We start from the raw sequence: 23,672 nt of genomic DNA, 5'->3' as shown, positions 1-23,672 counted from the left end.
ATGATTCCGTGGTGGTTGTTGGCCGTCGCGGTGTTCGGGACCAACTTCACCGTGTGGGGCGTGGTCGGCCTGCTGCGGCTGCTGGACAGCTCCGCGACGCGCTGGCGGCGGCACCGCGCACCCGCCCCCGGCCGGCACCACCTGCGGGGCGCGCCACCGGTCGACGTGACCGACGTGGCCGTGCTGATCCCCGCGCACAACGAGGAAGCGGTCATCGTCGGCAGCATCCGCGCGATCGCCGAACTGGTGCCGCGCGCCAACGTGCACGTGGTCTCGGACGGGTCCACCGATCGCACCGTGGAGCTGGCCGAGCACTGCGGCGTCAACGTGATCAGCACGCACCGCAACGTCGGCAAGGCCGGGGCGTTGCAGGAGGCCATCCACCGCTTCGACCTGGTGCGGCGGTTCCGCGTCGTGATGCTGCTGGACGCTGACACCCAGGTGCGTCCGGGGTACTTCCGCGCGGCGCTGCCGTTGTTCGACGATCCGCGGGTGGTCGCCGTCGCCGGGTGCGTGACGACGTCCTGGCGCGGTCGCGGCCTCGGACCGGTCGGCAAGCTGGTCGCCTTCCACCGGCAGCGGATCTACACGATGACGCAGTACCTGCTGAAGTTCGGCCAGACCTGGCGGCGCTGCAACGCCACGCACATCGTGCCCGGCTTCGCCAGCCTCTACCGCACCGACGTGCTGCCGCACATCGACCTCAATCCGCCCGGACTGGTCATCGAGGACTTCAACATGACCTTCGAGGTCTACCAGAAGCGGCTCGGCAAGGTCGGTTTCACGCCCGCCGCGGTCGCCGCCACCCAGGACCCCGGCACGCTGCGCGACTACGTGCGGCAGTGCCGCCGGTGGTCGCTGGGCCTGTGGCAGACCGTCCGCCTGCACCCGCCGCGCCCGAACCTGTTCACCGCCGCGCTCGGGCTGCTGTTGGTGGAACTGCTGACCAGCAGCATGATGCTGGTGCTCCTGCCGTTCACCGCGCTGGCGCTGCTGGTTCCGCAGCTGTGGCCGGACCTGCGCGCGGCCCCGGTGGTCGGTGACGTGCACACCGCGGTGGCCTCGCACCTGACGCCGGAGGCGCTGCTGTTCGGCGTGCTCGTCCCGGACCTGCTGTTGACCTGCGTGGTCGCGGTTGCGCTGCGACAGCCGCGGTTCCTGTTGTTCGCGGGCTTGTTCCTGGCGCTGCGGGTGCTGGACGCCGCCATCGCGCTGCACGCGCTGCCGTCGGCGTGGACCCGGTCCAGCGGTGTGTGGCGCAGCCCCGGTCGCCGCGCGGTCGACGACCCGTCCTGCACGGACAGGACCGAGGTATCCCGCAGCTAGAGGAGTACAAACCGGACCGGTCGGTCCAGGCTTGGTGGGGTGGATGTGCTGAGACTGCTCATGGTGGACGACCACCAGATGCTCACCGAAGCGCTGGCGGCGAGGCTGTCCGGCGTGCCCGACCTGTGGATCGTCGGTCACTGCGCCACCGCCGACCGGCAGCTCGGCGAGGTGGTCGTCAGCACCCGCCCCGACCTGATCACCGTCGACGTCGAACCGCTCGGCACCAGCACCGGCCGGGTGATCGAACGGCTGCGGGAACTGCGGCCGTCGGCCGCGGTCGTCGTGCTCAGCGGAGTGCGCGACGTGGGCCAGGCCGTCGACGCCGCGCGGGCCGGGGCTGCCGCGTGGGTGCCCAAGGAGTCCACTGTGGAGGAACTGACCACGGTGCTGCGCGGCGTCGCCCAGGGGCACGCCTGGTTCCCGCCCGACCTGCTCGGCGCCGTGCTGCGCGAACTGCGCGAGGACGCCGAGCGCGCCGGCGACCGCGGCGGACCGCTGGAGGCGCTCAGCGACCGCGAGCGCGACGTGCTCACCAGCATGGTCGCGGGCAAGCGCGGCGCGCAGATCGCCGCGGAACTGGCCATCTCCACCGAGACGGTGCGCACGCACATCCGCAGCATCCTGGCCAAGCTCCACGTGCACAGCCAGCTGGAGGCGATCAGCGTGGCCGGCGCCGCCGGGCTGCGCGCCGAGGACGTGGCGGTGCCCCGGCAGAACGGGAACGGCGCCGGTTGAGCGCGCGGCGGCTGCGCGTGGCCACCGTGGTCACGCGGCTGGAGGGCGGCGCCGGCGTGCTGGCGCTGCGCGGTGCCGCGGCGCTCGACCCGGACGAGCACGAGATCACCGTGATCACCGGCAGCGGCGACCGGCTGCTGGCCGAGGCCGCGCGGGCGGGTCTGGACACCGTGGTGGAACCGGCCCTGCGCGCGCCGATCGCACCCGGCCACGACCTGCTCGCGCTGCACCGGCTGACCGGCCTGTTCCGGCGGCGCGGCTTCGACGTGGTGCACACCCACTGCGCCAAGGCGGGCGCGGTCGGACGGCTCGCCGCCCGGCGCACCGGTGTCGGCCGGATCGTGCACACCTACCACGGGTTCCCGTTCCACGAGTTCCAGTCGACCGCCCGGCACCGCGCCTACGTCGGCATCGAACGCCGCCTCGGCCGCATCACCGATCTGGCGCTGTGCGTCGGCGGCGGTGTGGCGGTCGAGGCGGTGCGGCGCGGCCTGGTCGCACCCGACCGGGTGCGCACCATCGGCATCGCGGTGCACCACGACGTGCCGCGCGCCACCGGGCCCGCCCGGGCGCGCGCTCGGCGGCGTCTCGGGTTGTCCGATCGCGACACCGTGGTCGGTGCGGTCGGCAGGCTGACCTACCAGAAGGCGCCGGAGGACTTCGTGGCCGCGCTGCGGGCGCTGCACCGCCCCGGCGTCGTCGGCGTGTGGGTCGGCGGCGGGGACCTGCGCGAGCGGGTGCGCGAGCTGGCCGCCCGCGCCGGGGTCCGCGTCGAACTGACCGGCGACCGCCACGACGTCACCGACCTGCTGCCCGCGTTCGACGTGTTCGCCCTGCCCAGCCGGTACGAGGGCCTGCCGCTGGCGGTGGCCGAGGCGATGGCCTGCGGGGTGCCGGTGGTGGCCACCGCGGTCAACGCGGTCGCCGACGCGGTGGTGCCGGGCGAGACCGGGCTGCTGGTACCGCCCCGGCGCCCCGGCCTGCTCGCCGCCGCGGTGGCCCACCTGCTGGACCACCCCGACCTGGCCCGCGGGCTCGCCCACGCCGCCCGGCGCCGCGTGGAAGAGCGGTTCCGCATCCCGGTGCTGGCCGCCGACCTGACTGCCGCGTACCGTCACGAACCCCGCCCCGGAGGTGACCGCGAGTAGTCGTTTTCCCGATCTCCGCTCGGCGCGGGGACTCCTGCGACGCACGTGGAGTAGTCGTGCTCCCCGAAACGCACGAGCTGCAACACCGCTCCGGCACGGCCCGACATCACGGGTGGCACAGACTGCCGGGGGGAAGGAGTAGCTGTGCGAACGATTCCGGAGGCACAACGTCCGGACTCGCGGGGTGGAATGGAGTTGCGCAGCCTGATGCACGATCTCGGGCACGGTCTCGCGACGCTGTCCTATCTCGCGGACGGACTGCGGGACGACCCCGCGCTGCCCGACGCCGCGCACGACCGGCTGCGGCTGATGGAACGGGAACTGGACCGCCTGCTCGACCTGGTCGACGTGCGCGCCGGCGAGCCCACCGAGTTCGCGCTGCGCGAGCTGCTGTCCGAACTCGCCGAGATCAAGTCGCTGGCCGGGCGGGCGACCGTCGTGCTGCTGCCCGGCGCGGAGGTCACCCTGCGCACCGACCAGACGCTGCTGTGGCGCATGGTCGCCAACCTGCTGGACAACGCGGTCCGCGCCGCCGGTCCCGGCGGCCGGGTCGCGGTCGCCGTGCACCGCACCGGCCGCGGCGGTGCGAGCATCGCGATCACCGACGACGGCCCGGGATTCGGCAACGCGCCCGGCGGCACGGCCTCGCTCGGACTGGGCATCGTCGTCGGGCTCGCCCAGCGGTGCGGGGCCGACCTGCGCATCGACCCCGCCCGGCGGCGGGGGACGCGGGTCCGGCTGGTGTTCCCACCGGGCTGCGTGCGCGGGTGACGGGCATCGGAGGGGGATCATGATCGATCTGGTGCTCGGTGACGACCACGCGATCTTCGTCGACGCGCTCGTCACGACCCTGCCGCGCCACGGGTTCGCGATCGTCGGCACCGCCGACCACGTCACCGGCGTGGTCGCCTGCGTCCGGGAACACCGGCCGGACGTCTGCCTGCTGGACCGCTACTTCGCCGACGGCGACGGGCTCGACGTCATCGGCGAGATCCTCAACGCGAGCGGGCGCACCAGGGTGCTGGTGCTCACCGCCGACGGCGGCGTGAGCGGGATGCGGGAGGCGCTGGGCAAGGGCGCGTCCGGTTACGTGAACAAGATGTGCGGGCTGTCGGTGCTGGCCGGTGCGATCCGCGGGGTGGTGGACGGCGAGGTCGTCGTCGAACTGGCGGCCTCGCGGGCACCGCGCCTGGCGGGCAGCACCGACGCCCGCCGCCTCGCCTCGCACCTGACCGCGCGGGAACGCCAGTGCCTGAGCCTGCTCGTGGAAGGCGCCCACACCACGGCCATCGCCAAGCGGCTCGGGGTGGCTCCGACGACCGTGCGCACCCACGTCCAGTCGGTGCTGACCAAGCTCGGCGTGCACTCCCGGCTGGAAGCGGCGTCGTTCGCGATGCGGCACGGCATCCTCGACGAGGAACACCCGGCACTGGTCAGGTGAGCGCCGTCTTCGAACCCGCTCCCGCAACGGTCGTGGCAAGCGGCGCCAGCCGCTTTCTCTTTCGGTGAGTGGTCTCGCAGTCGGCACCGCCGCTGAGTGCCTGTCTTCGAACCTGCTTGCGGAAGGGTCGTGGCAAGCGGCGCCAGCCGCTTTCTCTTTCGGTGAGTACGCAAGCAACCGGCACCGCCGCGGGTTCTCAGCGGTCGTCTCGCGAGGACAGCCCCGACGTGGTGTAGGGGGGGCTACATGATGTCGGGGCTCCCGGAGCCGAGACGGCCGCTGAGGTTCCGCTCCCGGCACCGCCACGCAAGACGAGCTGCAAGGACAGCCAGGTCACAGGACGGCTTCGACCAGGTGTGGTCCGGGCTCGGCGTGCGCGCGGCGGAGCGCGGCCACCAACTCCTCCCCGGTGGTCGCCCGCGTCGCCGGAACGCCGAAACCGCGCGCGAGCGCGGTCCAGTCCAGCGCGGGGTCGTCGAGCCCCGTCATGCCCGCGGCCGCCGGGCCCGGCTCGGTGATCCCGGCGCGCCGCAGCTCGGCCTGCAGGATGCGGTACCGCGAGTTCGCGCACAGCACCGTGGTGACGTCCAGGCCCTCCCTGGCGTGCGTCCACAGCGCCTGCGCGGTGTAGGCGGCGCTGCCGTCGGCCTGGAAGGCGATCACCGGCCGGTCCGGGCAGGCCAGCGCGGCGCCGGTGGCGGCGGGCAGGCCCATGCCGATCGCGCCGCCGGTGTTGGTCAGCTCGGTGTGCGGCGGCGCGCTGACCGCCGCCGCCGGGTAGGCCGCCGACGCGGACACGCCCTCGTTGACCACGATCGCGTTGTCCGGCTGGGTCAGCACGATCGCGGCCGCGAGCGCCGACGCCGACAGCGGGCCCTCCGGCGCCGTCGGCTCCGGACGCTCGCCGTCGGGCGGTTCCACCGCCGAGCTGCCGGTCGCCTCCACCAGGGCGCGCAGCGCGCCCGCGGCGTCCTCGCCGCGCTCGGCCAGCACGTGCACCCGGGTGCCCTTCGGCACCGGGACGCTCGGCATGCCCTGGTACCCGAAGAACGACACCGGCGTCCGCGTGCCCACCAGCACCAGGTGCGCGAAGCCGTCCAACGCGTCGAGCACGTCCTCCGGGAAGTACGGGATCCCCCGGACGACCGGGATGCCCGGTCCGCGTTCCACCCGCGCGGGCGAGCGCTCGACGAGGACCTCGCCGCCCGCCGCGGCCGCGACCCGGGCGGCGTCGCGGATGCCCTCGGCGGTCAGGGCGTCCCCGCCCAGCAGCAGGCCGACCTTCCCGCGCCCCTCGGCGAACAGCTTCGCGACCTCGTCGACGCGCTGGGAGTCCACTTCGGGCGGTCGCGGCGCGGCGGGGACGTCGGCGGGCACCCCGCCCTCGCCCCACATGTGGTCCGCGGCGGCGATCAGCGTCGCGGGCAACCGGTCGCGCAGCGCCGCCTGGCGGGCCGCGACGAACTCCTCGGCGGCCGCGGCCGCCGACGAGGTGCGCCCCACCCAGCCGGAGACCGGCCGGGCCAGCGACTCGATGTCGCTGGCCAGCGGCGCGTCCGCGGCCTGGTGCCAGGAGGCGTGCTCGCCGACGACGGTGAGCACCGGGGTGTGCGCGCGTCGCGCGTTGTGCAGGTTGGCGATGCCGTTGGCCAGCCCCGGGCCCAGGTGCAGCAGCGTCATCGCGGGCGTTCCGGTCATCCGCGCGTAGCCGTCCGCCGCGCCCGTCACCACGCCCTCGGCCAGCGCCAGCACCGTGCGGATGCCGGGGATCACGTCGAACGCTTCCACCAACGGCATCTCGGTGGTGCCGGGGTTGGCGAAGCAGATCTCCACACCACACGTCCGCGCCGTGGTCAGCAGGCTCTCGGAACCCTTCACGTGCCGCTCCTCGCTCGATCTTGCCGCCATGCTCTCCGGTGACCGGTGGCCCCGGCAAGCGCGCGGCGAGTCGGTACGGTGGGGCGAACGGGGCGCGGAGGGATCAAGTGGACTGGGGGGGAGCGATGCGCGGACCTGCCTTCGGGAGGCGGCGGCTGCTGTCGATGGCGGGCGTCGTGGCGGCCGGAGCCGCCGCCTGTTCCGCGCCGCAGTCCCCGCCGAGGCCGTCGGCTCCGCCGCCCGCGGTCGACCCGGCCGCGTCCGGCACGGGCATGCCGGAGGTCCGCACCGAACAGGTGCGCTCCGCGCACCGGGGCACCGACGTGCAGCTCTACGTCGCGCACCCCACCGGCCTGCCGGACACCGCGAACCTGCCCGTCGTGCTCTACCTGCACGGCCGGGACGGCGTGCACCCCACACCCATCCCGTACGGCACGCTGGCCGCGCTGGAACGCGAACACGCGTCGGGATCGGTGCCGCCGTTCGGCTTCGTCGTCGTCGACGGCGGGTTCAACCCGTACTGGACCGACGGTTCGCGCAACGGCGATCTGGCGGCCATGCTCCGCGACGAGGTGCCCCGCTGGCTGCGCGAACGCGGCCTCGCCGACGACGACGGCCTGCCGTTCGCGGTGGCGGGCATCTCCACCGGCGGGTTCGGGGCGCTCGACTACGCCGCCGACCGCAACCTGGCCGGTCGCCCGCCCGCGGCCGCCGCCGTGCTCGCCCCGGCGCTGCCGACCAGCTGGGACCACATGCGGGAGAAGGACGCCTTCGCCACCGAGGACGAGTGGCGCGCCCACGACCCGCTGGAACGACTGGCCGACCTCGGCGACGTCCCGGTCGGCGTGTGGATCGGTGACGCCGACCCGTTCCTGGACGGCACCCGCCGCCTCGTCGACGGCCACGACAACACCCCGGTGGTCTCCTACCTGCCGGGCGGGCACGGCCCCGAGGTCTTCGAGGCCGTCGGGCCGGACATGGTCACCTTCCTCGGCAAGGCCCTCCCCAACCCCGCCTGACCGGACGGGTACATGAGGAGGGGCTTCCGCAGTCGAGACGGCCGCTGAGTGCCTGTCTTTGAACTCGTTTTGGGTGGCGGTGCCGGTGGCGGAACCTCAGCGGCCGTCTCGGCTCCGGGAGCCCCTCCTTTTGTATGCCCAATACACGGCGGAGGGGCTGTCCTCGCGAGACGACCGCTGAGAACCCGCGGCGGTGCAGGTTGCTTGCGTACTCACCGAAAGAGAAAGCGGCTGGCGCCGCTTGCCACGCCCCTTCCGGGAGCAGGTTCAAAGACAGGCACTGAGGTTCCGCCACCGGCACCGGCGCGCAAAGCACTCCCGAAGAACTCCCTAGTCCTGGTGGGCGAGGAGGTGTTCGAGGATGAGGCGGTTGAGTGTCTCCGGGGCCTCCTCGGGGATCCAGTGCGAGACGTCCTCCAGCATCTCGAACCGGTAGTCGCCGGTGACGTGCTCGGCCGTGGCCAGGGCGGCGGTCGAACCGATCGCGACGTCCTCGGTGCTCCACACGTACAGCGTCGGCACCGCGACCGGGCCGATGCGCCCGCCGAAGCGCGACGCCCGGTACCAGTTCAGCGCCGCGGTCAACGCGCCCGGCTCGCTGAGCCGCTGCACGTAGTCGTCCACGTGGTGCTGCGGGACGGCGCGGCCGTAGATCTGCCGGAGCCGGCGCGCGTCGTCGGACAGCAGCGTGCGCTCCGCCCCGGACGAGCGGAACCCCTGCATGTACGCCGAGCGCTGCTGCTGGTCCTCGTCGGTGCGCACCGCCTCGCTGAGCGGGTCGAGGTGCGGGACGGACACCGCGGTGAGGGTGCGCAGCCGCTCCGGGTGCGCCGCCGCGGTCGCCCAGCCCACCGCCGCGCCCCAGTCGTGGCCGACCAGGTCGAACCGCTGCCAGCCGAGGTGGTCGGCGATGGCCAGCACGTCGCCGACCAGCTCCTCCATCCGGTAGTCGAAGACCTGCTCGGGGCGGACGCCGGGGGAGTAGCCGCGCTGGTCCGGGGCCACCGCGTGGCACTCGGCATCACCGAGGACGGACAGCTGTTCGCTCCACTGCACCGCGGCCTCGGGAAAACCGTGCAGCAGCAGCACTCCGCGTCCGTCGTCGGGCCCGGCGGTCAGCGCGTCGAACTTCCCGGCAGGGGTGGGAATCTGGATGTACTCGGCCATTCGGCCACTGTATCGGTCATCGGTCGGCCGCCCGGTAGCTCCAGGTGCCCTGGTGCGTCTGCCCGGGGCGCAGGGTGACCAGTCCGTCGCCGGTGACGAACGCGTTGGGCGCGCAGGTCATCGGCTCCACCGTGATGCCCTGCCGGGCCGGGCGCTGCGTCGACGGGCTGTCGTCGGTGTAGACCTGCAGGTAGCCGTGCGCCCGGTCGACGCGCAGTTCGAGGTCGACGCCGCCGGGACGGCCGAGGCGCACCAGCGCGGCACCGTCGGCCTCCCGGGACAGCCCGGTGAAGGCGGTGTCCATCTTGGTCCCGCCCAGCGCCCGCGCGGTGCGGAAGTCGTACTGGGTGCCGGTCACGTCCCGGGTTCCGGTGGGGATGAGCCGGTCGTTGGTGACGTAGTAGGTGCTCGCAGGCAGCCGCAGCGTCATCGCGTCGATGCTGCCGTCCGGCGCGGCGACGTAGGTGTGGTTGGCGGTGCCGAACGGCGCGTCGGTGCGGCCGGTGTTGCGAGCGGCCCAGGTGCACCGCACCCCGGAAGCGTCCACCGCGTACTCGGTGCGGAACGTCATCTCGAACGGGTAGCCGTACTGCGGCGGGAGCCGGTACTCCAGGACCACGCCGTCGCGCCGGTGCCGCACCGGCCGCCACTCGACGAAGCTCATCAGCCCGTGCAGCGCGGCGTCCCGCTCCGGCTCGTTGACCGGGACCTGGTACTGCTTGCCGCCGAAGGTGTAGCGGCCGTGGTCGATCCGGTTGGGCCACGGCAGGATCGTCTTGCCCCGGTAGCCCTCGCCGACGTCGTCGGCGGCGTGCGTCAGCAGCACCTCCACCCCGTCGACGCGCCAGGACAGCAGGGTCGCGGCGACCCCGGCGACGACCACCCGGTGCCGTCCGGCGCTGATCTCGTACAACCTCCCGTTCGCCGTTTCCCGTCCGCCTTGACCGGGTCCCGGCGCCGCGCCGCTCGCGGACGTCCCGGTGGCGGTGACCGCCGCCGTCGTGGCCGCCGCAGCGAGCGCGGCTCGCCTGCTCAGCGCTGCGCCCGACATCCCCAGCACCTCCTCGCCGGATGAGTCCACTGTGTCCCTCCCGCCTCTTCGCCGCCACCCCCGCGGAGGCGCTGCGCGCCGCGCGCGCCCAGGCCCGCGTGCTGCGGTCGGTTCACGGGGTCCCGGCGTCGATCACCGCTCGGTTGTGCGCGGCGACCACCTCCGGATCCGGCTTGAGCACCCGCCGGTCGTAGGTCAGGAAGCCGTTGACCTCGTTCTCCACGTCCGTGGTCTGGGTGTAGACGGCGGCGGACAGCCCGGTGTCGCGCACGATCCCGGCGAGGTCGTCGCTGACCTCGGCGTAGCGGCGGGTCAGTTCCTCGCGGCTGTGCGTCATCTCGTACGCCTGCGGCCGCCCCGGCCACAGGTGGCCGTCCAGGGCGAGGCCGAGACCGCCGTACTCGCCGTCGACGGAGGCGCGCCGCCCCTCGACCGGCGGGCGCCCGGGGCCGACGTAGGTGTGGTCGTCGTAGAGGTCCCCGGCGCCGCTGTCCGGCAGCGAGTAGCAGCAGTTCACCCCGCTGGAGGGGTCCACCAGCCGGGTCGGGTCGGCGCGGTGCACCAGCTCGGCGACGCGGACGGTGTCGAACTCGCCCCAGCCCTCGTTGAACGGCACCCACACCACCACCGACGGCGAACTGCGCAGCTGGTCGATCATGGCGACCAGCTCGTCGCGGTAGTGCTCGCGGGCCGCGGCGCTCGGCGGCGGGTTGCTGCCGGGCGCCTCGGCGAGGTCGATGGGCAGCGACGGCATGTCCTGCCACACCAGCAGGCCCAGCCGGTCGGCCCAGTAGTACCACCGCGCCGGTTCCACCTTGACGTGCTTGCGGACCATGTTGAAGCCCAACCGCTTGGTCTGCTCCAGGTCGGAGCGCAGCGCGGCGTCGGTGGGCGCGGTGTAGCTCCCGTCCGGCCAGAAGCCCTGGTCCAGCGGACCGTGCTGGAACACGACGCGGCCGTTGAGCGCCATCCGCGGTCTGCCCTGCGCGTCGCGGACCAGTGCGATCGAACGCATGCCCGCGTAGCTGCCGACCCGGTCGACGGTGCGTCCGCGCGCGTCGACCAGCCGCACCGCGACGTCGTAGAGGTACGGGTCGTCGGGCGTCCACAGGTGCGGGCGGTCCACCGGCAGCCGCAGCGGCCGGTCGGCCGGTCCGCCGGCGCGGGAGACCTCGCGCCCGTCGCGGTCGGTGACCACCGCCTCGACGCGTTCGCCGGTGGTGCCGGTGGTGCGGGCGGTCAGCGAGAACGCCCCCGCCGCAGCGTCCGGGGTGATGTCGACGGCGTCGATGTGCGCGGCGGGCACCGGTTCCAGCCACACGGTCTGCCAGATCCCGGACGATCCGGTGTAGAGGATGCCGCCCGGTTCGTTGCGCTGTTTCCCGACGGGGTAGGGGTTTTCGTCGTTCCGGTCGGTGACCGCGACCTCCAGCCGCTGCGGCGAGCCGGGGCGCAGCGCGTCGGTGATGTCCGCGCTGAACGCGGTGTAGCCGCCCTCGTGCTCGGCGACGCGGCGGCCGTTGACCGACACGGTCGCTTTCTGGTCCACCGCGCCGAAGTGCAGCAGCACCCGTTGCCCGGCCCAGTCGCGCGGCACGTCGAACGTGCGGCGGTAGAGCATGTGGTCGTCGTGGCGCTGGATCCCGGACAGCGCCGACTCCGGCGGGTAGGGCACCAGGATGCGCTCGCGGGTGGTGCGCGGCTGTTCGCCGCCGCCCGCGTAGTCCCACAGGCCGTTGAGGTTCATCCAGCGCTGCCGGGTCAGTTGCGGCCGCGGGTATTCGGGCAGTGCGTTGCCCGGACCGACCTGGTCGGTCCACGGTGTCGTCAGCGGCGGTTGCTTGGGGCGCCACGTCGCCTCGGCCGGGGCGGGGGTTCCGGTGGCGGTGCTGAGCAGGGCGGTGAGCAGTAGGACGCGCAAGGGGAACGAGCGACTGATCCGCACGTGTGCCTCCTGAACCGGTCGGCCGCGATGGCGGAAAATCACCACTAAGCGACAACAGTGACCAGAAACGCACGGACAGTCAACGCTTCCGACACAATGCCCGCAAATCGGAGCAACCACCATGGATCCGAACGGCGGCCGCGATTAGGTTGAGGCGCACGTGGCGGCGACGACGCCGATTCCAGGAGGGTGCACGTGAGCGAGGTTTCCAACGGTGCGCGGGAGTTCCGGGCGGCCCGGGATCTGCTGTTGCGGTACCGGGAGGACTACGAGGCGGCCCGCCGGGAGTTCCGGTGGCCCCGGCCCGAGGAGTTCAACTGGGCGCTGGACTGGTTCGACACCATCGGTGGTGACCGCCCGGCGCTGTGGATCGTCGAGGAGGACGGCACCGAGACCAAGGTGTCCTTCCGGGACATGACGCGCCGGTCCAACCGGGTCGCCAACTGGCTGCGCGGGCTCGGCGTGGCCCGCGGGGACCGCCTGGTCCTCATGCTCGGCAACCAGGTGGAGCTGTGGGAGACGATCCTGGCGGCGATGAAGCTGGGCGCGGTCGTCATCCCGGCCACCCCGCTGCTCGGGCCGGCGGACCTGCGCGACCGGGTCGACCGCGGCCGGGTCCGGCACGTGGTGACCACCTCGGCCGACGCGGCGAAGTTCGCCGAGGTGCCCGGCGACTACACCCGGATCGCCGTCGGCGAGCAGGTTGCGGGCTGGCTGCCCTATTCCGACAGCGCCGCAGCGGACGAGGAGTTCACCCCGGACGGACCCACCCGCGCCGACGACCCGATGCTGCTGTACTTCACGTCCGGGACGACCGCGCAGCCCAAACTCGTCGAGCACACCCACTCCTCCTACCCGATCGGACATCTGTCCACGATGTACTGGATCGGGCTGGAGCCGGGCGACGTCCACCTGAACATCTCCTCGCCGGGCTGGGCGAAACATGCCTGGAGCAACGTGTTCGCGCCGTGGAACGCCGAGGCGACCGTGTTCATCCACAACTACGGCCGGTTCGACGCCGCCCGGTTGCTGGAGCAGATGAAGCGCTGCGGTGTCACGAGTTTCTGCGCGCCGCCGACCGTCTGGCGGATGCTCATCCAGGCAGATCTGTCCGGACTGGACAATCCGCCGTCCAAAGTGGTCGGCGCCGGGGAGCCCCTCAACCCGGAGATCATCGAGCAGGTGCGGCGGGCGTGGTCGGTGACCATCCGCGACGGGTTCGGGCAGACCGAGACCAGCGTGCAGGTGGCCAACACCCCCGGGCAGCCGGTGCGCCCCGGGTCGATGGGCCGCCCGCTGCCCGGCTTCGAGGTCGAGCTGCTCGACCCGGTCACCGGCGAACCCGCCGAGGAGGGCGAGATCTGCCTGGCACTGCGACCGCGTCCGGTGGGGCTGATGACCGGCTACGCCGACGACGCGGAACGCACCGCCGAAGTCACCCGCGGCGGCCACTACCACACCGGTGACGTGGGGGCGCGGGACGCCGACGGCTACATCACCTACGTCGGGCGCACCGACGACGTGTTCAAGGCGTCGGACTACCGCATCTCGCCGTTCGAGCTGGAGAGCGTGCTGCTGGAGCACGAGGCGGTCGCCGAGGCGGCCGTCGTGCCGTCCCCGGACCCGGTGCGGCTGGCGGTGCCCAAGGCGTACGTGGTGCTGGCGGCGGGGTACGAGCCGACGTCCGGGACCGCGCTGTCGATCCTGCGCTTCGCCCGCGAGCACCTGGCGCCGTACAAGCGGGTGCGGCGGCTGGAGTTCGCCGAACTGCCCAAGACGATTTCCGGCAAGATCCGCCGCGTCGAACTGCGCAGGCGCGAGGAGGCGGCGCACGCCGACGACGGCGCCGTCCGGGAGTTCACCGAGGCGGACTTCCCGGAGCTGAAGAGCTGAGCGCCTGTCCACCGGCACCGCCACTCAAAACGAGTTCGAAGGCAGGCCCTGAGTCCGGGTGGGCCGCCGCAGGTGTCGCGGCGGCCCACCGTTGCTCCGTCCGGGCGCAGCGGCGAAAAATCCGGGAGCGGGTGTGGCGCCGCGGGGCCGAAGATCGTAACATCCGTGCTCCGCCCCGCGATGGAACGACCGGAAAGGGAAACGTCGTTCCGCTCGGCGAGATCACGAAAACCGGCTCCCCGCAGCATTCGAGGCGCATCTTTGTCGATTCCGACCGTTGCGCTCGGAGCTCCCGTTATGGTATAGGGCGAGCGCGCCAGTATACACAAACCGGTGACGAAATGCACTTGCGGGATCGTTACCCGATAGCGAAATAGGCGGAGTCGGCCCAGGTGGTAGCGCATTTATTTACCCTGGGTGACTATTCAAATCACGCTATCGCCGCATTCCGGTGATTAGTGTCACACGTTCGTACGCTTGCTTTGCGATCTCATTCGCCTAGGTTGGTTACCCGACGCACGAGAAATCGCGTCGCGACCCGGGCGGCAATGGTGCCGACCGAGTGGGCGATCGGCGTTGGTGTGCGGCCTGAGCGTTTCTCGGCTGCCCACGCCGGTCGGGTTGTTGCCTTTTTTCGCAGCGGCGACCCAGCACGGCCACGAGACGATCTCGGGGTGGGCGGCAATCGCGTGCCCGGAGTTGCGCGGTGGCGCATGACCAACGTGAGTGGTGGGAGTGAAGAATGGCCAAGAGCGTGGACGACCTTGCTTCTAGCGAACGCCCCGGATCTCCGGATACCGCCGATCTGGTGCGCCGCGAGGAGCAGGTGTTCGGCGAGAACCCGTTGGAAGTGCGCGAATCAGATCACTACACCCACGAGTACGTCGGCGGTTTTGTCGACAAATGGGACGATCTGATCGACTGGAAGCGGCGGTACCAGAGCGAAGGTTCGTTCTTCATCGACCAGCTCAAGGCGCGCGGCGTCCGCTCGGTGCTGGACGTGGCGACCGGCACCGGGTTCCACTCGGTCCGCCTGCTGGAAGAGGGTTTCGAGACGGTCAGCGCGGACGGCAGCCCGCAGATGCTGGCCAAGGCGTTCAGCAACGGGCTCACCTACGGCGGGCACATCCTGCGCGTGGTGCACGCCGACTGGCGCTGGCTGAACCGCGACGTGCACGGCGAGTACGACGCGATCATCTGCCTGGGGAACTCGTTCACGCACCTGTTCTCCGAACGCGACCGGCGCAAGGCCCTCGCCGAGTTCTACGCGATGCTCAAGCACGACGGTGTCTTGATCATCGACCAGCGGAACTACGACTCGATTCTGGACAACGGGTTCAGCAGCAAGCACACCTATTACTACGCCGGCGAGGACGTTTCCGCGGAGCCCGACTACGTGGACGAAGGGCTCGCGCGATTCAAATACACGTTCCCGGACAAATCTGAGTTCTTCCTCAACATGTACCCCTTGCGGAAGAACTACATGCGTCGGTTGATGCGCGAGGTCGGATTCCAGCGAATCGACACCTACGGCGACTTCCAGGAGACCTACCACGACTCCGAGCCGGACTTCTTCATCCACGTCGCCGAGAAGAAGTACCGTCCGGACGAGGAACTCTCCGACATCTATTCGACCGCGGTGCACACCGCCCGCGACTACTACAACTCCGAGGACGCGGACAACTTCTACTACCACGTCTGGGGCGGCAACGACATCCACGTCGGCATCTACCGCAGCCAGGACGAGGACATCGACGCCGCGTCCCGCCGCACCGTCGAGCGGATGGCCTCCAAGGTCGACATCACGCCCGACACCCACATTCTCGACATCGGCGCCGGATATGGTGGGGCGGCCCGCTACCTGGCCAAGACCTACGGCTGCAAGGTGTCCTGCCTCAACCTCAGCGAGGTGGAGAACGCCCGCAATGTCGAGTTCAACCGCCAGGCGGGCCTGGACGATCTGATCGAGGTCAGGGACGGTTCGTTCGAGGACATCCCGTACCAGGACAATGCCTTCGACATCGTCTGGTCGCAGGACGCGATCCTGCACAGCGGAGACCGGGAGCGGGTCCTGGAGGAGGTGACCCGCGTGCTCAAGGGCGGGGGTTCGTTCATCTTCACCGACCCGATGGCGGCCGACGGCGCCCGGATGAAGGATCTGGGCCCGATCCTGGACCGGATCAACCTGGACACGATGGGTTCGCCGGGCTTCTACCGCCGCGAGCTGGCCCGGCTCGGTCTGCAGAACTTCGAGTTCGAAGACCTCACCGAGCACCTGCCCACGCACTACGGGCGCGTGCTCCAGGTGCTGGAGAGCCGCGAGGGCGAGCTCGCCCAGAAGATCAGCGAGGAGTACCGGACCAAGATGAAGGCCGGGCTGAAGAACTGGGTGACCGGAGGCAAGGCCGGGAACCTGGCGTGGGGCATCATCCACGCCCGCGCGTGATCACGCCATCGACGTACGCAAGGATCGAAGCCGCATCAGTGAGGTGAGGAGCAGTCGTGAGTGAGATCAACCGCAGGTTGTTCACCAGCGAGTCGGTGACCGAGGGGCACCCGGACAAGATGGCTGACGCGATCAGCGACGCCATCCTGGATGCGTTGCTGGCGCAGGACCCGCGGTCCCGGGTGGCGGCCGAGACGCTGATCACCACCGGTCAGGTGCACATCGCGGGCGAGGTGACCACCGAGGCCTACGCCGACATCCCGGCCATCGTGCGGGACAAGATCCTGGAGATCGGCTACGACTCCTCGGACAAGGGCTTCGACGGCAACTCCTGCGGCGTGAACGTGGCGATCGACGCCCAGTCGCCGGACATCGCCCAGGGCGTGGACACCGCGCACGAGTCCCGCGTCGAGGGCGTGATCGACGAGATCGCCAAGCAGGGCGCCGGTGACCAGGGCCTGATGTTCGGCTACGCCTGCAACGACACCGACGAGCTGATGCCGCTGCCGATCGCGCTGGCGCACCGGCTGTCCCGTCGGCTGACCCGGGTCCGCAAGGACGGCACGCTGCCGTACCTGCGCGCCGACGGCAAGACCCAGGTCACCATCGAGTACGCCGGTGACCAGGCCGTCCGGCTGGACACCGTGGTGCTGTCCACCCAGCACGCCGAGGACGTCGACCTGGACGCGACGCTGGCCAAGGACATCGACAAGCACGTCATCCGGCCGGAGCTGGACCGGGTCGGCCTGGACAACGACGAGACCCGGCTGCTGATCAACCCGACCGGTCGCTTCGTGGTGGGTGGTCCGATGGGTGACGCGGGTCTGACCGGCCGGAAGATCATCGTGGACACCTACGGCGGCATGGCCCGCCACGGTGGCGGCGCGTTCTCCGGCAAGGACCCGTCGAAGGTGGACCGCTCCGCGGCCTACGCCACCCGCTGGGTCGCCAAGAACGCGGTGGCCGCGGGCCTGGCCGACCGCATCGAGGTGCAGGTCGCCTACGCGATCGGCAAGGCGGCGCCGGTGGGCCTGTTCGTGGAGACGTTCGGCACCGAGAAGGTCGACCCGGTGAAGATCCAGGCCGCGGTCAACGAGGTGTTCGACCTGCGCCCGGCGGCGATCATCCGGGATCTGGACCTGCTGCGGCCGATCTACGCGCAGACGGCGGCCTACGGCCACTTCGGTCGCAGCGACGTGGACCTGCCGTGGGAGCGCACCGACCGCGCCGAGGCGCTCAAATCTGCCGCCGGTCTCTGATTTGATCGCATCGGCGTCGTCACGCGGACTGCGGGGCGCGGGCACAGGCGCGCGCCCCGCGGTCCGGTGTGACGTGCCCGACAGATCCTTGAGTCGAACGTCGAGGTCGGGGCCGCGAACACGGCACCCGTCCCTGGTGAAGGAGTGAAGCAGTGCGGATTGCGGTGACCGGTTCGATCGCCACCGACCACCTGATGTCCTACCCCGGCAGGTTCACCGAGCAGTTCGTCGCCGACCGGCTCGACCAGGTGTCGCTGTCGTTCCTGGTGGACCACCTGGAGATCCGGCGCGGTGGCATCGCGGCCAACATCACCTTCGGCCTCGGTCAGCTCGGTGTGACCTCCGCCCTGGTCGGCGCGGTCGGCCAGGACTTCGACGAGTACCGCTCGTGGCTGGAACGCCACGGGGTGGACACCGCCTCGGTGCACGTCTCGCCGACCAAGCACACCTCCCGGTTCCTGTGCACCACCGACCAGGACCTCAACCAGATCGCCTCGTTCTACGCCGGGGCGATGGCCGAGGCCCGCGAGATCGAGCTCAAGCCGGTCGCCGACCGGCTGGGCGGGCTGGACGTCGTGGTCATCTCCGCGAACGACCCGGAGGGCATGCTGCGGCACACCCAGGAGTGCCGGGACCGCGGTTACCCGTTCCTCGCCGACCCGGGCCAGCAGCTGGCCCGCATGGAGGGGCCGGAGATCCGCCGACTGGTCGAGGACGCGGAGTACCTGTTCACCAACGAGTACGAGCACGGTCTGCTGCTGCAGAGCACCGGCTGGACGCACGCCGAGGTGCTGGACCGCGTCGGCCGGTGGGTGACCTCGCTGGGGCCCAAGGGCGTTCAGGTGGAGTCCAAGTCCGATCCCAAGATCGAGGTGACCCCGCCGAAGGAGAAGCAGAAGGGCGACCCGACCGGTGTCGGCGACGCGCTGCGCGCCGGATTCCTCGCCGGTTTGCACCACGAGCTCGACCTGGAGCGGTCGTTGCAGCTGGGCTGCACCCTGGCGACCGTGTCGCTGGAGACCGACGGCCCGCAGGAGTACGAGGTGGAGCGGGAGTCCTTCCTGAGCCGCATCGCCGAGGCGTACGGCGATGCCGCGGCCTCCGAGGTCGGCTCGAAACTTCGCTGAGACGGGGAGAAGCAGCGTCATGGCAGACCGGCACAACGATCCGAGCGGGTTCCTCGCCGCCATCAGCCGGCGCGTTCTGGTCGCCGACGGCGGCATGGGGACCGCGTTGCAGGCCCACGATCTGACGTTGGACGACTTCGCCAACCTGGAGGGCTGCAACGAGATCCTCAACGAGACCCGCCCCGACGTGGTCACCTCGGTGTACCGGGGATACCTGGAGGCGGGCTCGGACGCGATCGAGACGAACACGTTCGGCACCAACCTGGCCAACCTCGGCGAGTACGACATCCCGGACCGGATCCGGGACCTGGCCGAGAAGGGCTCGGCGCTGGCGCGGCAGTGCGCCGACGAGTACTCCACGCCGGACCGGCCGCGGTTCGTGCTCGGCTCGATGGGCCCGGGCACCAAGCTGCCCACGCTCGGCCACGCGCCGTACACGGTGCTGCGCGACGCCTACGTCGAGCAGGTGCTCGGCATGCTCGACGGCGGCATCGACGTCGTGCTGGTGGAGACCTCCCAGGACCTGCTGCAGACCAAGGCCGCGATCGTGGCCGCCAAGCGGGCCATGGAGCAGGCCGGGCGCCGGCTGCCGATCATCGCCCAGGTCACCGTGGAGACCACCGGCACGATGCTGGTCGGCTCGGAGATCGGCGCGGCGCTGACCGCGCTGGAGCCGCTGGGCATCGACATGATCGGGATGAACTGCGCCACCGGCCCGGCCGAGATGAGCGAGCACCTGCGGGTCCTCGCCCAGCACGCCCGGGTGCCGATCTCGGTGATGCCCAACGCCGGTCTGCCCGAGCTGGGTCCCAACGGGGCCGTCTACCCGCTGACGCCGGACGAACTGGCCGAGTCCCTGGTCGGGTTCGTCCGGGACTTCGGCGCGCGGCTGGTCGGCGGCTGCTGCGGCACGACGACCGACCACGTGCGCGCCGTCGCCGAGGCGGTCCGCTCGCTGGAGCCGGCCGAGCGCACCCCGGAGCACGTGCCCTCGGTGTCGTCGATGTACCAGGCGGTGCCGTTCGAGCAGGACGCGTCGATCCTCAACATCGGCGAGCGCACCAACACCAACGGCTCCAAGGCGTTCCGCGAGGCGATGCTGGAAGGCCGCTACGAGGACTGCGTGGAGATCGCCAAGGCCCAGACCCGCGAGGGCGCGCACATGCTGGACCTGTGCGTGGACTACGTGGGCCGCGACGGCGTGGCGGACATGAAGGAGCTGGCCTCCCGGCTGGCCACCGCCTCCACGCTGCCGATCATGGTCGACTCGACCGAGTCGGACGTGATCCAGGCCGGACTGGAGCACCTGGGCGGGCGCTGCGCGGTCAACTCGGTGAACTACGAGGACGGCGACGGACCGGACTCGCGGTTCCACAAAGTGATGCGGCTGGTCTCCGAGCACGGCGCCACGGTCGTCGGCCTGTGCATCGACGAGGAGGGCCAGGCGCGCACCCGGGACTGGAAGCTGCGGGTGGCCGAGCGGCTGATCTCCGACATCACCGGGCAGTGGGGGCTGTCGGAGTCCGACATCATCATCGACTGCCTGGTGTTCCCGATCTCCACCGGTCAGGAGGAGGTCCGCAAGGACGGCATCGAGACGATCGAGGCCATCCGGGAGCTCAAGCGCCGGCACCCCGACGTGCAGACCACGCTGGGCCTGTCCAACGTGTCGTTCGGTCTCAACCCGGCGGCGCGGCAGGTGCTCAACTCGGTGTTCCTCAACGAATGCCGGGAAGCGGGCCTGGACACCGCGATCCTCAACGCCTCGAAGATCCTGCCGATGAGCAAGATCCCCGAGGAGCAGCGGGAGGTCGCGCTCGACCTGGTCTACGACCGGCGGCGCGAGGGCTACGACCCGTTGCAGCGGCTCATGGAGATGTTCGAGGGGCAGACGGCCAAGTCCAGCAGCGCCTCCCGCGCCGAGGAACTGGCCAAGCTGCCGCTGTTCGAGCGGCTGGAGCGGCGCATCGTCGACGGCGAGCGCAACGGCTTGGAGGACGACCTCGACGCGGCCATGCAGGAGAAGTCGCCGCTGGCGATCATCAACGAGAACCTGCTGGCGGGCATGAAGGTCGTCGGTGACCTGTTCGGTTCCGGTCAGATGCAGTTGCCGTTCGTGCTCCAGTCGGCCGAGGTGATGAAGTCCGCGGTCGCCCACCTGGAACCGCACATGGAGAAGGACGACTCCGGCGGCAAGGGCAAGCTGCTGCTGGCCACCGTCAAGGGCGACGTGCACGACATCGGCAAGAACCTCGTCGACATCATCGTCTCCAACAACGGCTACGACGTGGTCAACATCGGCATCAAGCAGCCGATCGGCGCGATCCTGGAAGCCGCCGAGGAACACGAGGTCGACGCCATCGGCATGTCCGGGCTGCTGGTGAAGTCCACCGTGATCATGAAGGAGAACCTGGAGGAGATGAACTCCCGAGGGCTCTCCGAGCGGTACCCGGTGCTGCTCGGCGGTGCGGCGCTGACCCGCTCCTACGTGGAGAACGACCTCGACGAGATCTACCAGGGCGACGTGCGCTACGCCAAGGACGCCTTCGAGGGCCTGCACCTGATGGACCGGGTGATGGCCATCAAGCGCGGCGAGACCCCGGAGGAGGACGCCGCCGAGGAGGCGAAGAAGGCCGAGCGCAAGGCGCGGCGCGAACGCTCGCTGCGCATCGCCGAGAAGCGCAAGGCCGAGCAGGGCGAGGAACCGTCCTACGAGGACACCACGCGGTCCGATGTGGACGCCGACGCTCCGGTGCCTACCCCGCCGTTCTGGGGTTCCAAGGTGGTCAAGGGCATCGCGGTGGCCGACTACCTGGCGCTGCTCGACGAACGGGCCACGTTCTTCGGCCAGTGGGGCCTGCGCGGCGCCAAGAAGGGCGAGGGGCCGTCCTACGAGGAGCTCGTCGAGAGCGAGGGGCGCCCGCGCCTGCGGTACTGGGTCGACGAGCTGTCCACCGCGGGAATCCTGCAGCACGCGGCCGTGGTGTACGGCTACTTCCCGTGCGTGACCGAGGGGAACCACCTCGTCGTGCTGGACAAGGAGGAGCCGGACGCCCCGGAGCGCTGCCGGTTCTTCTTCCCGCGCCAGAAGCGCGACCGCCGGCTGTGCCTGGCCGACTTCTTCCGCAGCCGGGAGAAGGCCGAGCAGACCGGCCAGGTGGACGTCCTGCCGATCCAGCTGGTGACGATGGGCCAGCCGATCGCCGACTACGCCAACGAGCTGTTCGCCAAGAACGCCTACCGGGACTACCTGGAGGTGCACGGCCTGGGCGTGCAGCTGACCGAGGCGCTGGCCGAGTACTGGCACCGCCGCGTCCGCCGCGAACTGCTGTGGTCCGGTGGCGGGTCGGTCGCCCAGGAGGACCCCGAGGACGTGCGGGAGTTCTTCAAGCTCGGCTACCGCGGCGCCCGCTACTCCTTCGGTTACGGCGCCTGCCCGGACATCGAGGACCGGGCCAAGATCGTCGACCTGCTGGAGTCGGAACGCATCGGCGTGGTGCTGTCCGAGGAGTACCAGCTGCACCCGGAGCAGTCCACGGACGCGATCGTCGCCCACCACCCGGAAGCCAAGTACTTCAACACCTGACCCGCCTCCCAGGACAGGTGCGCCCACGGATGGGGAAACGAGGAAGGAAGTCATGAGCGTCAAGCTGCAGAAGGCCAACGGCCTGGAGTTCGCTGTGAAGGATCTGGGGTTGGCTGAGGCTGGTCGGCATCAGATTCGGTTGGCTGAGCATGAGATGCCGGGGTTGATGGCGACTCGGAAGGAGTTCGCGGACAGCAAGCCGCTCAGGGGTGCGCGGATTGCGGGTTCGTTGCACATGACGGTGCAGACCGCGGTGCTGATCGAGACGTTGGTCGCTTTGGGTGCTGAGGTCCGCTGGGTGTCGTGCAACATCTTCTCGACCCAGGACGAGGCTGCGGCGGCGGTGGTGGTCGGCCCGAACGGGAGTGCTGACAAGCCGGAGGGTGTGTCGGTGTTCGCGTGGAAGGGGGAGACGCTTGAGGAGTACTGGTGGTGCACTGACCAGCTTTTCCAGGGTTTCTCGGGGGGCCGGGGTCCGAACATGATCCTGGATGATGGTGGCGATGCCACGTTGTTGGTGCACAAGGGTGTGGAGTTCGAGAAGGCGGGTGCGGTGCCGCAGCCGTCCGTTGACGACCCGGAGGAGTACCAGGTCGTCTTGGAGACGTTGCGTCGGAGTCTGGCTGGTGACGGGCAGCGGTTCACGACGTTGGCCGGGCAGATCAAGGGTGTCACCGAGGAGACGACCACGGGTGTGCACCGGTTGTACGAGCTGGCCAAGACTGGTGAGTTGTTGTTCCCGGCGATCAATGTCAACGACTCGGTGACGAAGTCGAAGTTCGACAACAAGTACGGGTGCCGGCATTCGTTGGTGGATGGCATCAACCGGGCCACGGATGTGCTCATCGGGGGCAAGGTCGCGGTGGTGTGCGGGTTCGGTGATGTCGGTAAGGGTTCGGCGGAGTCGTTGCGCGGGCAGGGTGCGCGGGTGATCGTGACCGAGATCGATCCGATCTGCGCGTTGCAGGCGGCGATGGAGGGTTACGAGGTCAAAACGATCGAGGACGTCGTCGACTACGCCGACATCTTCATCACCACGACCGGTAATTTCGACATCATCACCGCTGAGCACATGGCGCGGATGAAGCATCAGGCGATCGTGGGCAATATCGGGCATTTCGACAACGAGATCGATATGGCGGGGTTGGAGAAGACTCCGGGGATCGTCAAGCAGGAGATCAAGCCGCAGGTGCACGAGTACACCTTCCCGGATGGGCACTCGATCATCGTGTTGTCCGAGGGGCGGCTGCTGAACCTGGGTAATGCGACCGGGCATCCGTCGTTTGTGATGTCGAACTCGTTCACGAACCAGACGATCGCGCAGATCGAGTTGTTCACCAAGCAGGGTGAGTACGACCGGCAGGTGTACGTGCTGCCCAAGCACCTCGATGAGAAGGTCGCCCGGCTGCACCTGGACGCGTTGGGTGTGAAGCTGACCAAGCTGACCAAGGAACAGGCCGCCTACATCGGCGTCGACGTCGACGGCCCCTACAAACCCGACCACTACCGCTACTGACGCGGCGACTGCCGCGAAATCGCCGGTTCCGCCCGGAATTCCCTCCGTGTCCGGGCGGAACCCGGCCCCTCCGCTCTCCCCGGCGACCCCGGCGCAAGGTGTCCAACGCGCGGCCGGCGCACATCCGCCTCC

16 protein-coding genes are annotated in these 23,672 nt (G+C 70.5%); 12 read left to right on the top strand and 4 right to left on the bottom strand.

Translation table 11 applies throughout. From position 1 onward, the window contains the following. The 5 genes from NV263_RS19940 (at position 1) to NV263_RS19920 (ending at position 4,653) form a co-directional block, all read left to right on the top strand. Positions 1–1,326 carry a glycosyltransferase family 2 protein gene (locus NV263_RS19940; protein WP_263247958.1) on the top strand — a complete coding sequence of 442 codons (1,326 nt, stop codon included), beginning with the start codon at positions 1–3 and terminating at the stop codon, positions 1,324–1,326. A 39-nt stretch (positions 1,327–1,365) separates the two neighbouring features. Then, on the top strand, positions 1,366–2,064 hold the full coding sequence (locus NV263_RS19935; RefSeq protein ID WP_263247957.1) for a LuxR C-terminal-related transcriptional regulator: 699 nt from the start codon (positions 1,366–1,368) through the stop codon (positions 2,062–2,064). Continuing rightward, positions 2,061–3,212: a glycosyltransferase gene (locus NV263_RS19930; RefSeq protein ID WP_263247956.1), complete on the top strand. Its 1,152-nt coding sequence runs from the start codon at positions 2,061–2,063 to the stop codon at positions 3,210–3,212. Before NV263_RS19935 ends, NV263_RS19930 begins: the two co-directional genes overlap by 4 nt. Positions 3,213–3,401: 189 nt before the next feature. Beyond that, complete coding sequence (locus NV263_RS19925) at positions 3,402–3,983, top strand: sensor histidine kinase (protein WP_263247955.1); 582 nt, start codon at positions 3,402–3,404, stop codon at positions 3,981–3,983. Between the two features lie 19 nt (positions 3,984–4,002). Beyond that, on the top strand, positions 4,003–4,653 hold the full coding sequence (locus NV263_RS19920) for a response regulator transcription factor (protein ID WP_263247954.1): 651 nt from the start codon (positions 4,003–4,005) through the stop codon (positions 4,651–4,653). A 333-nt stretch (positions 4,654–4,986) separates the two neighbouring features. Here the strand turns inward: NV263_RS19920 and NV263_RS19915 are convergent, their stop codons facing one another. After that, positions 4,987–6,531 (bottom strand): acetolactate synthase large subunit, encoded by a 1,545-nt coding sequence (locus NV263_RS19915; RefSeq protein WP_263247953.1) that lies wholly within the window; start codon positions 6,529–6,531, stop codon positions 4,987–4,989. 125 nt (positions 6,532–6,656) lie between these two features. Between NV263_RS19915 and NV263_RS19910 the strand changes: the two genes are divergently transcribed. Next, entirely contained in the window at positions 6,657–7,550 is an 894-nt protein-coding gene (locus tag NV263_RS19910; RefSeq protein WP_263247952.1) for an alpha/beta hydrolase, read from the top strand. Positions 7,551–7,880: 330 nt separating this feature from the next. Here NV263_RS19910 and NV263_RS19905 read toward each other — a convergent pair whose 3' ends face one another. The 3 genes from NV263_RS19905 to NV263_RS19895 all read right to left on the bottom strand — a co-directional run bounded on the left by NV263_RS19905 (position 7,881) and on the right by NV263_RS19895 (position 11,665). After that, complete coding sequence (locus NV263_RS19905; RefSeq protein WP_263247950.1) at positions 7,881–8,717, bottom strand: alpha/beta fold hydrolase; 837 nt, start codon at positions 8,715–8,717, stop codon at positions 7,881–7,883. 16 nt (positions 8,718–8,733) lie between these two features. Next, positions 8,734–9,798, bottom strand: coding sequence for an aldose 1-epimerase family protein (locus tag NV263_RS19900; RefSeq protein ID WP_263247948.1), 1,065 nt, complete (start codon positions 9,796–9,798; stop codon positions 8,734–8,736). Positions 9,799–9,880: 82 nt separating this feature from the next. Next, the gene (locus NV263_RS19895) at positions 9,881–11,665 is read right to left on the bottom strand and encodes a glycoside hydrolase family 2 protein (RefSeq protein WP_263254275.1); all 1,785 of its coding nucleotides are present in this window, start codon (positions 11,663–11,665) and stop codon (positions 9,881–9,883) included. A 243-nt stretch (positions 11,666–11,908) separates the two neighbouring features. Here NV263_RS19895 and NV263_RS19890 point away from each other — a divergent pair, with 243 nt between their 5' ends. The 6 genes from NV263_RS19890 (at position 11,909) to ahcY (ending at position 23,540) form a co-directional block, all read left to right on the top strand. Then, the gene (locus tag NV263_RS19890) at positions 11,909–13,606 is read left to right on the top strand and encodes an AMP-binding protein (protein ID WP_263247947.1); all 1,698 of its coding nucleotides are present in this window, start codon (positions 11,909–11,911) and stop codon (positions 13,604–13,606) included. A 742-nt stretch (positions 13,607–14,348) separates the two neighbouring features. Beyond that, positions 14,349–16,052: a glycine/sarcosine N-methyltransferase gene (locus NV263_RS19885; RefSeq protein ID WP_263247946.1), complete on the top strand. Its 1,704-nt coding sequence runs from the start codon at positions 14,349–14,351 to the stop codon at positions 16,050–16,052. A 56-nt stretch (positions 16,053–16,108) separates the two neighbouring features. Beyond that, on the top strand, positions 16,109–17,311 hold the full coding sequence (metK, locus tag NV263_RS19880; RefSeq protein WP_317630348.1) for a methionine adenosyltransferase: 1,203 nt from the start codon (positions 16,109–16,111) through the stop codon (positions 17,309–17,311). Between the two features lie 152 nt (positions 17,312–17,463). After that, on the top strand, positions 17,464–18,438 hold the full coding sequence (locus tag NV263_RS19875; protein ID WP_263247945.1) for a carbohydrate kinase family protein: 975 nt from the start codon (positions 17,464–17,466) through the stop codon (positions 18,436–18,438). 19 nt (positions 18,439–18,457) lie between these two features. After that, positions 18,458–22,024 (top strand): methionine synthase, encoded by a 3,567-nt coding sequence (gene metH / locus NV263_RS19870; RefSeq protein ID WP_263247944.1) that lies wholly within the window; start codon positions 18,458–18,460, stop codon positions 22,022–22,024. Positions 22,025–22,076: 52 nt separating this feature from the next. Beyond that, on the top strand, positions 22,077–23,540 hold the full coding sequence (ahcY, locus tag NV263_RS19865) for an adenosylhomocysteinase (RefSeq protein WP_263247942.1): 1,464 nt from the start codon (positions 22,077–22,079) through the stop codon (positions 23,538–23,540). Positions 23,541–23,672 lie beyond the last annotated feature (132 nt).

The organism is Saccharopolyspora rosea, from assembly GCF_025643595.1.
GTDB lineage: Bacteria > Actinomycetota > Actinomycetes > Mycobacteriales > Pseudonocardiaceae > Saccharopolyspora > Saccharopolyspora rosea.
This window is presented reverse-complemented; position numbering and strand designations above follow the sequence as displayed.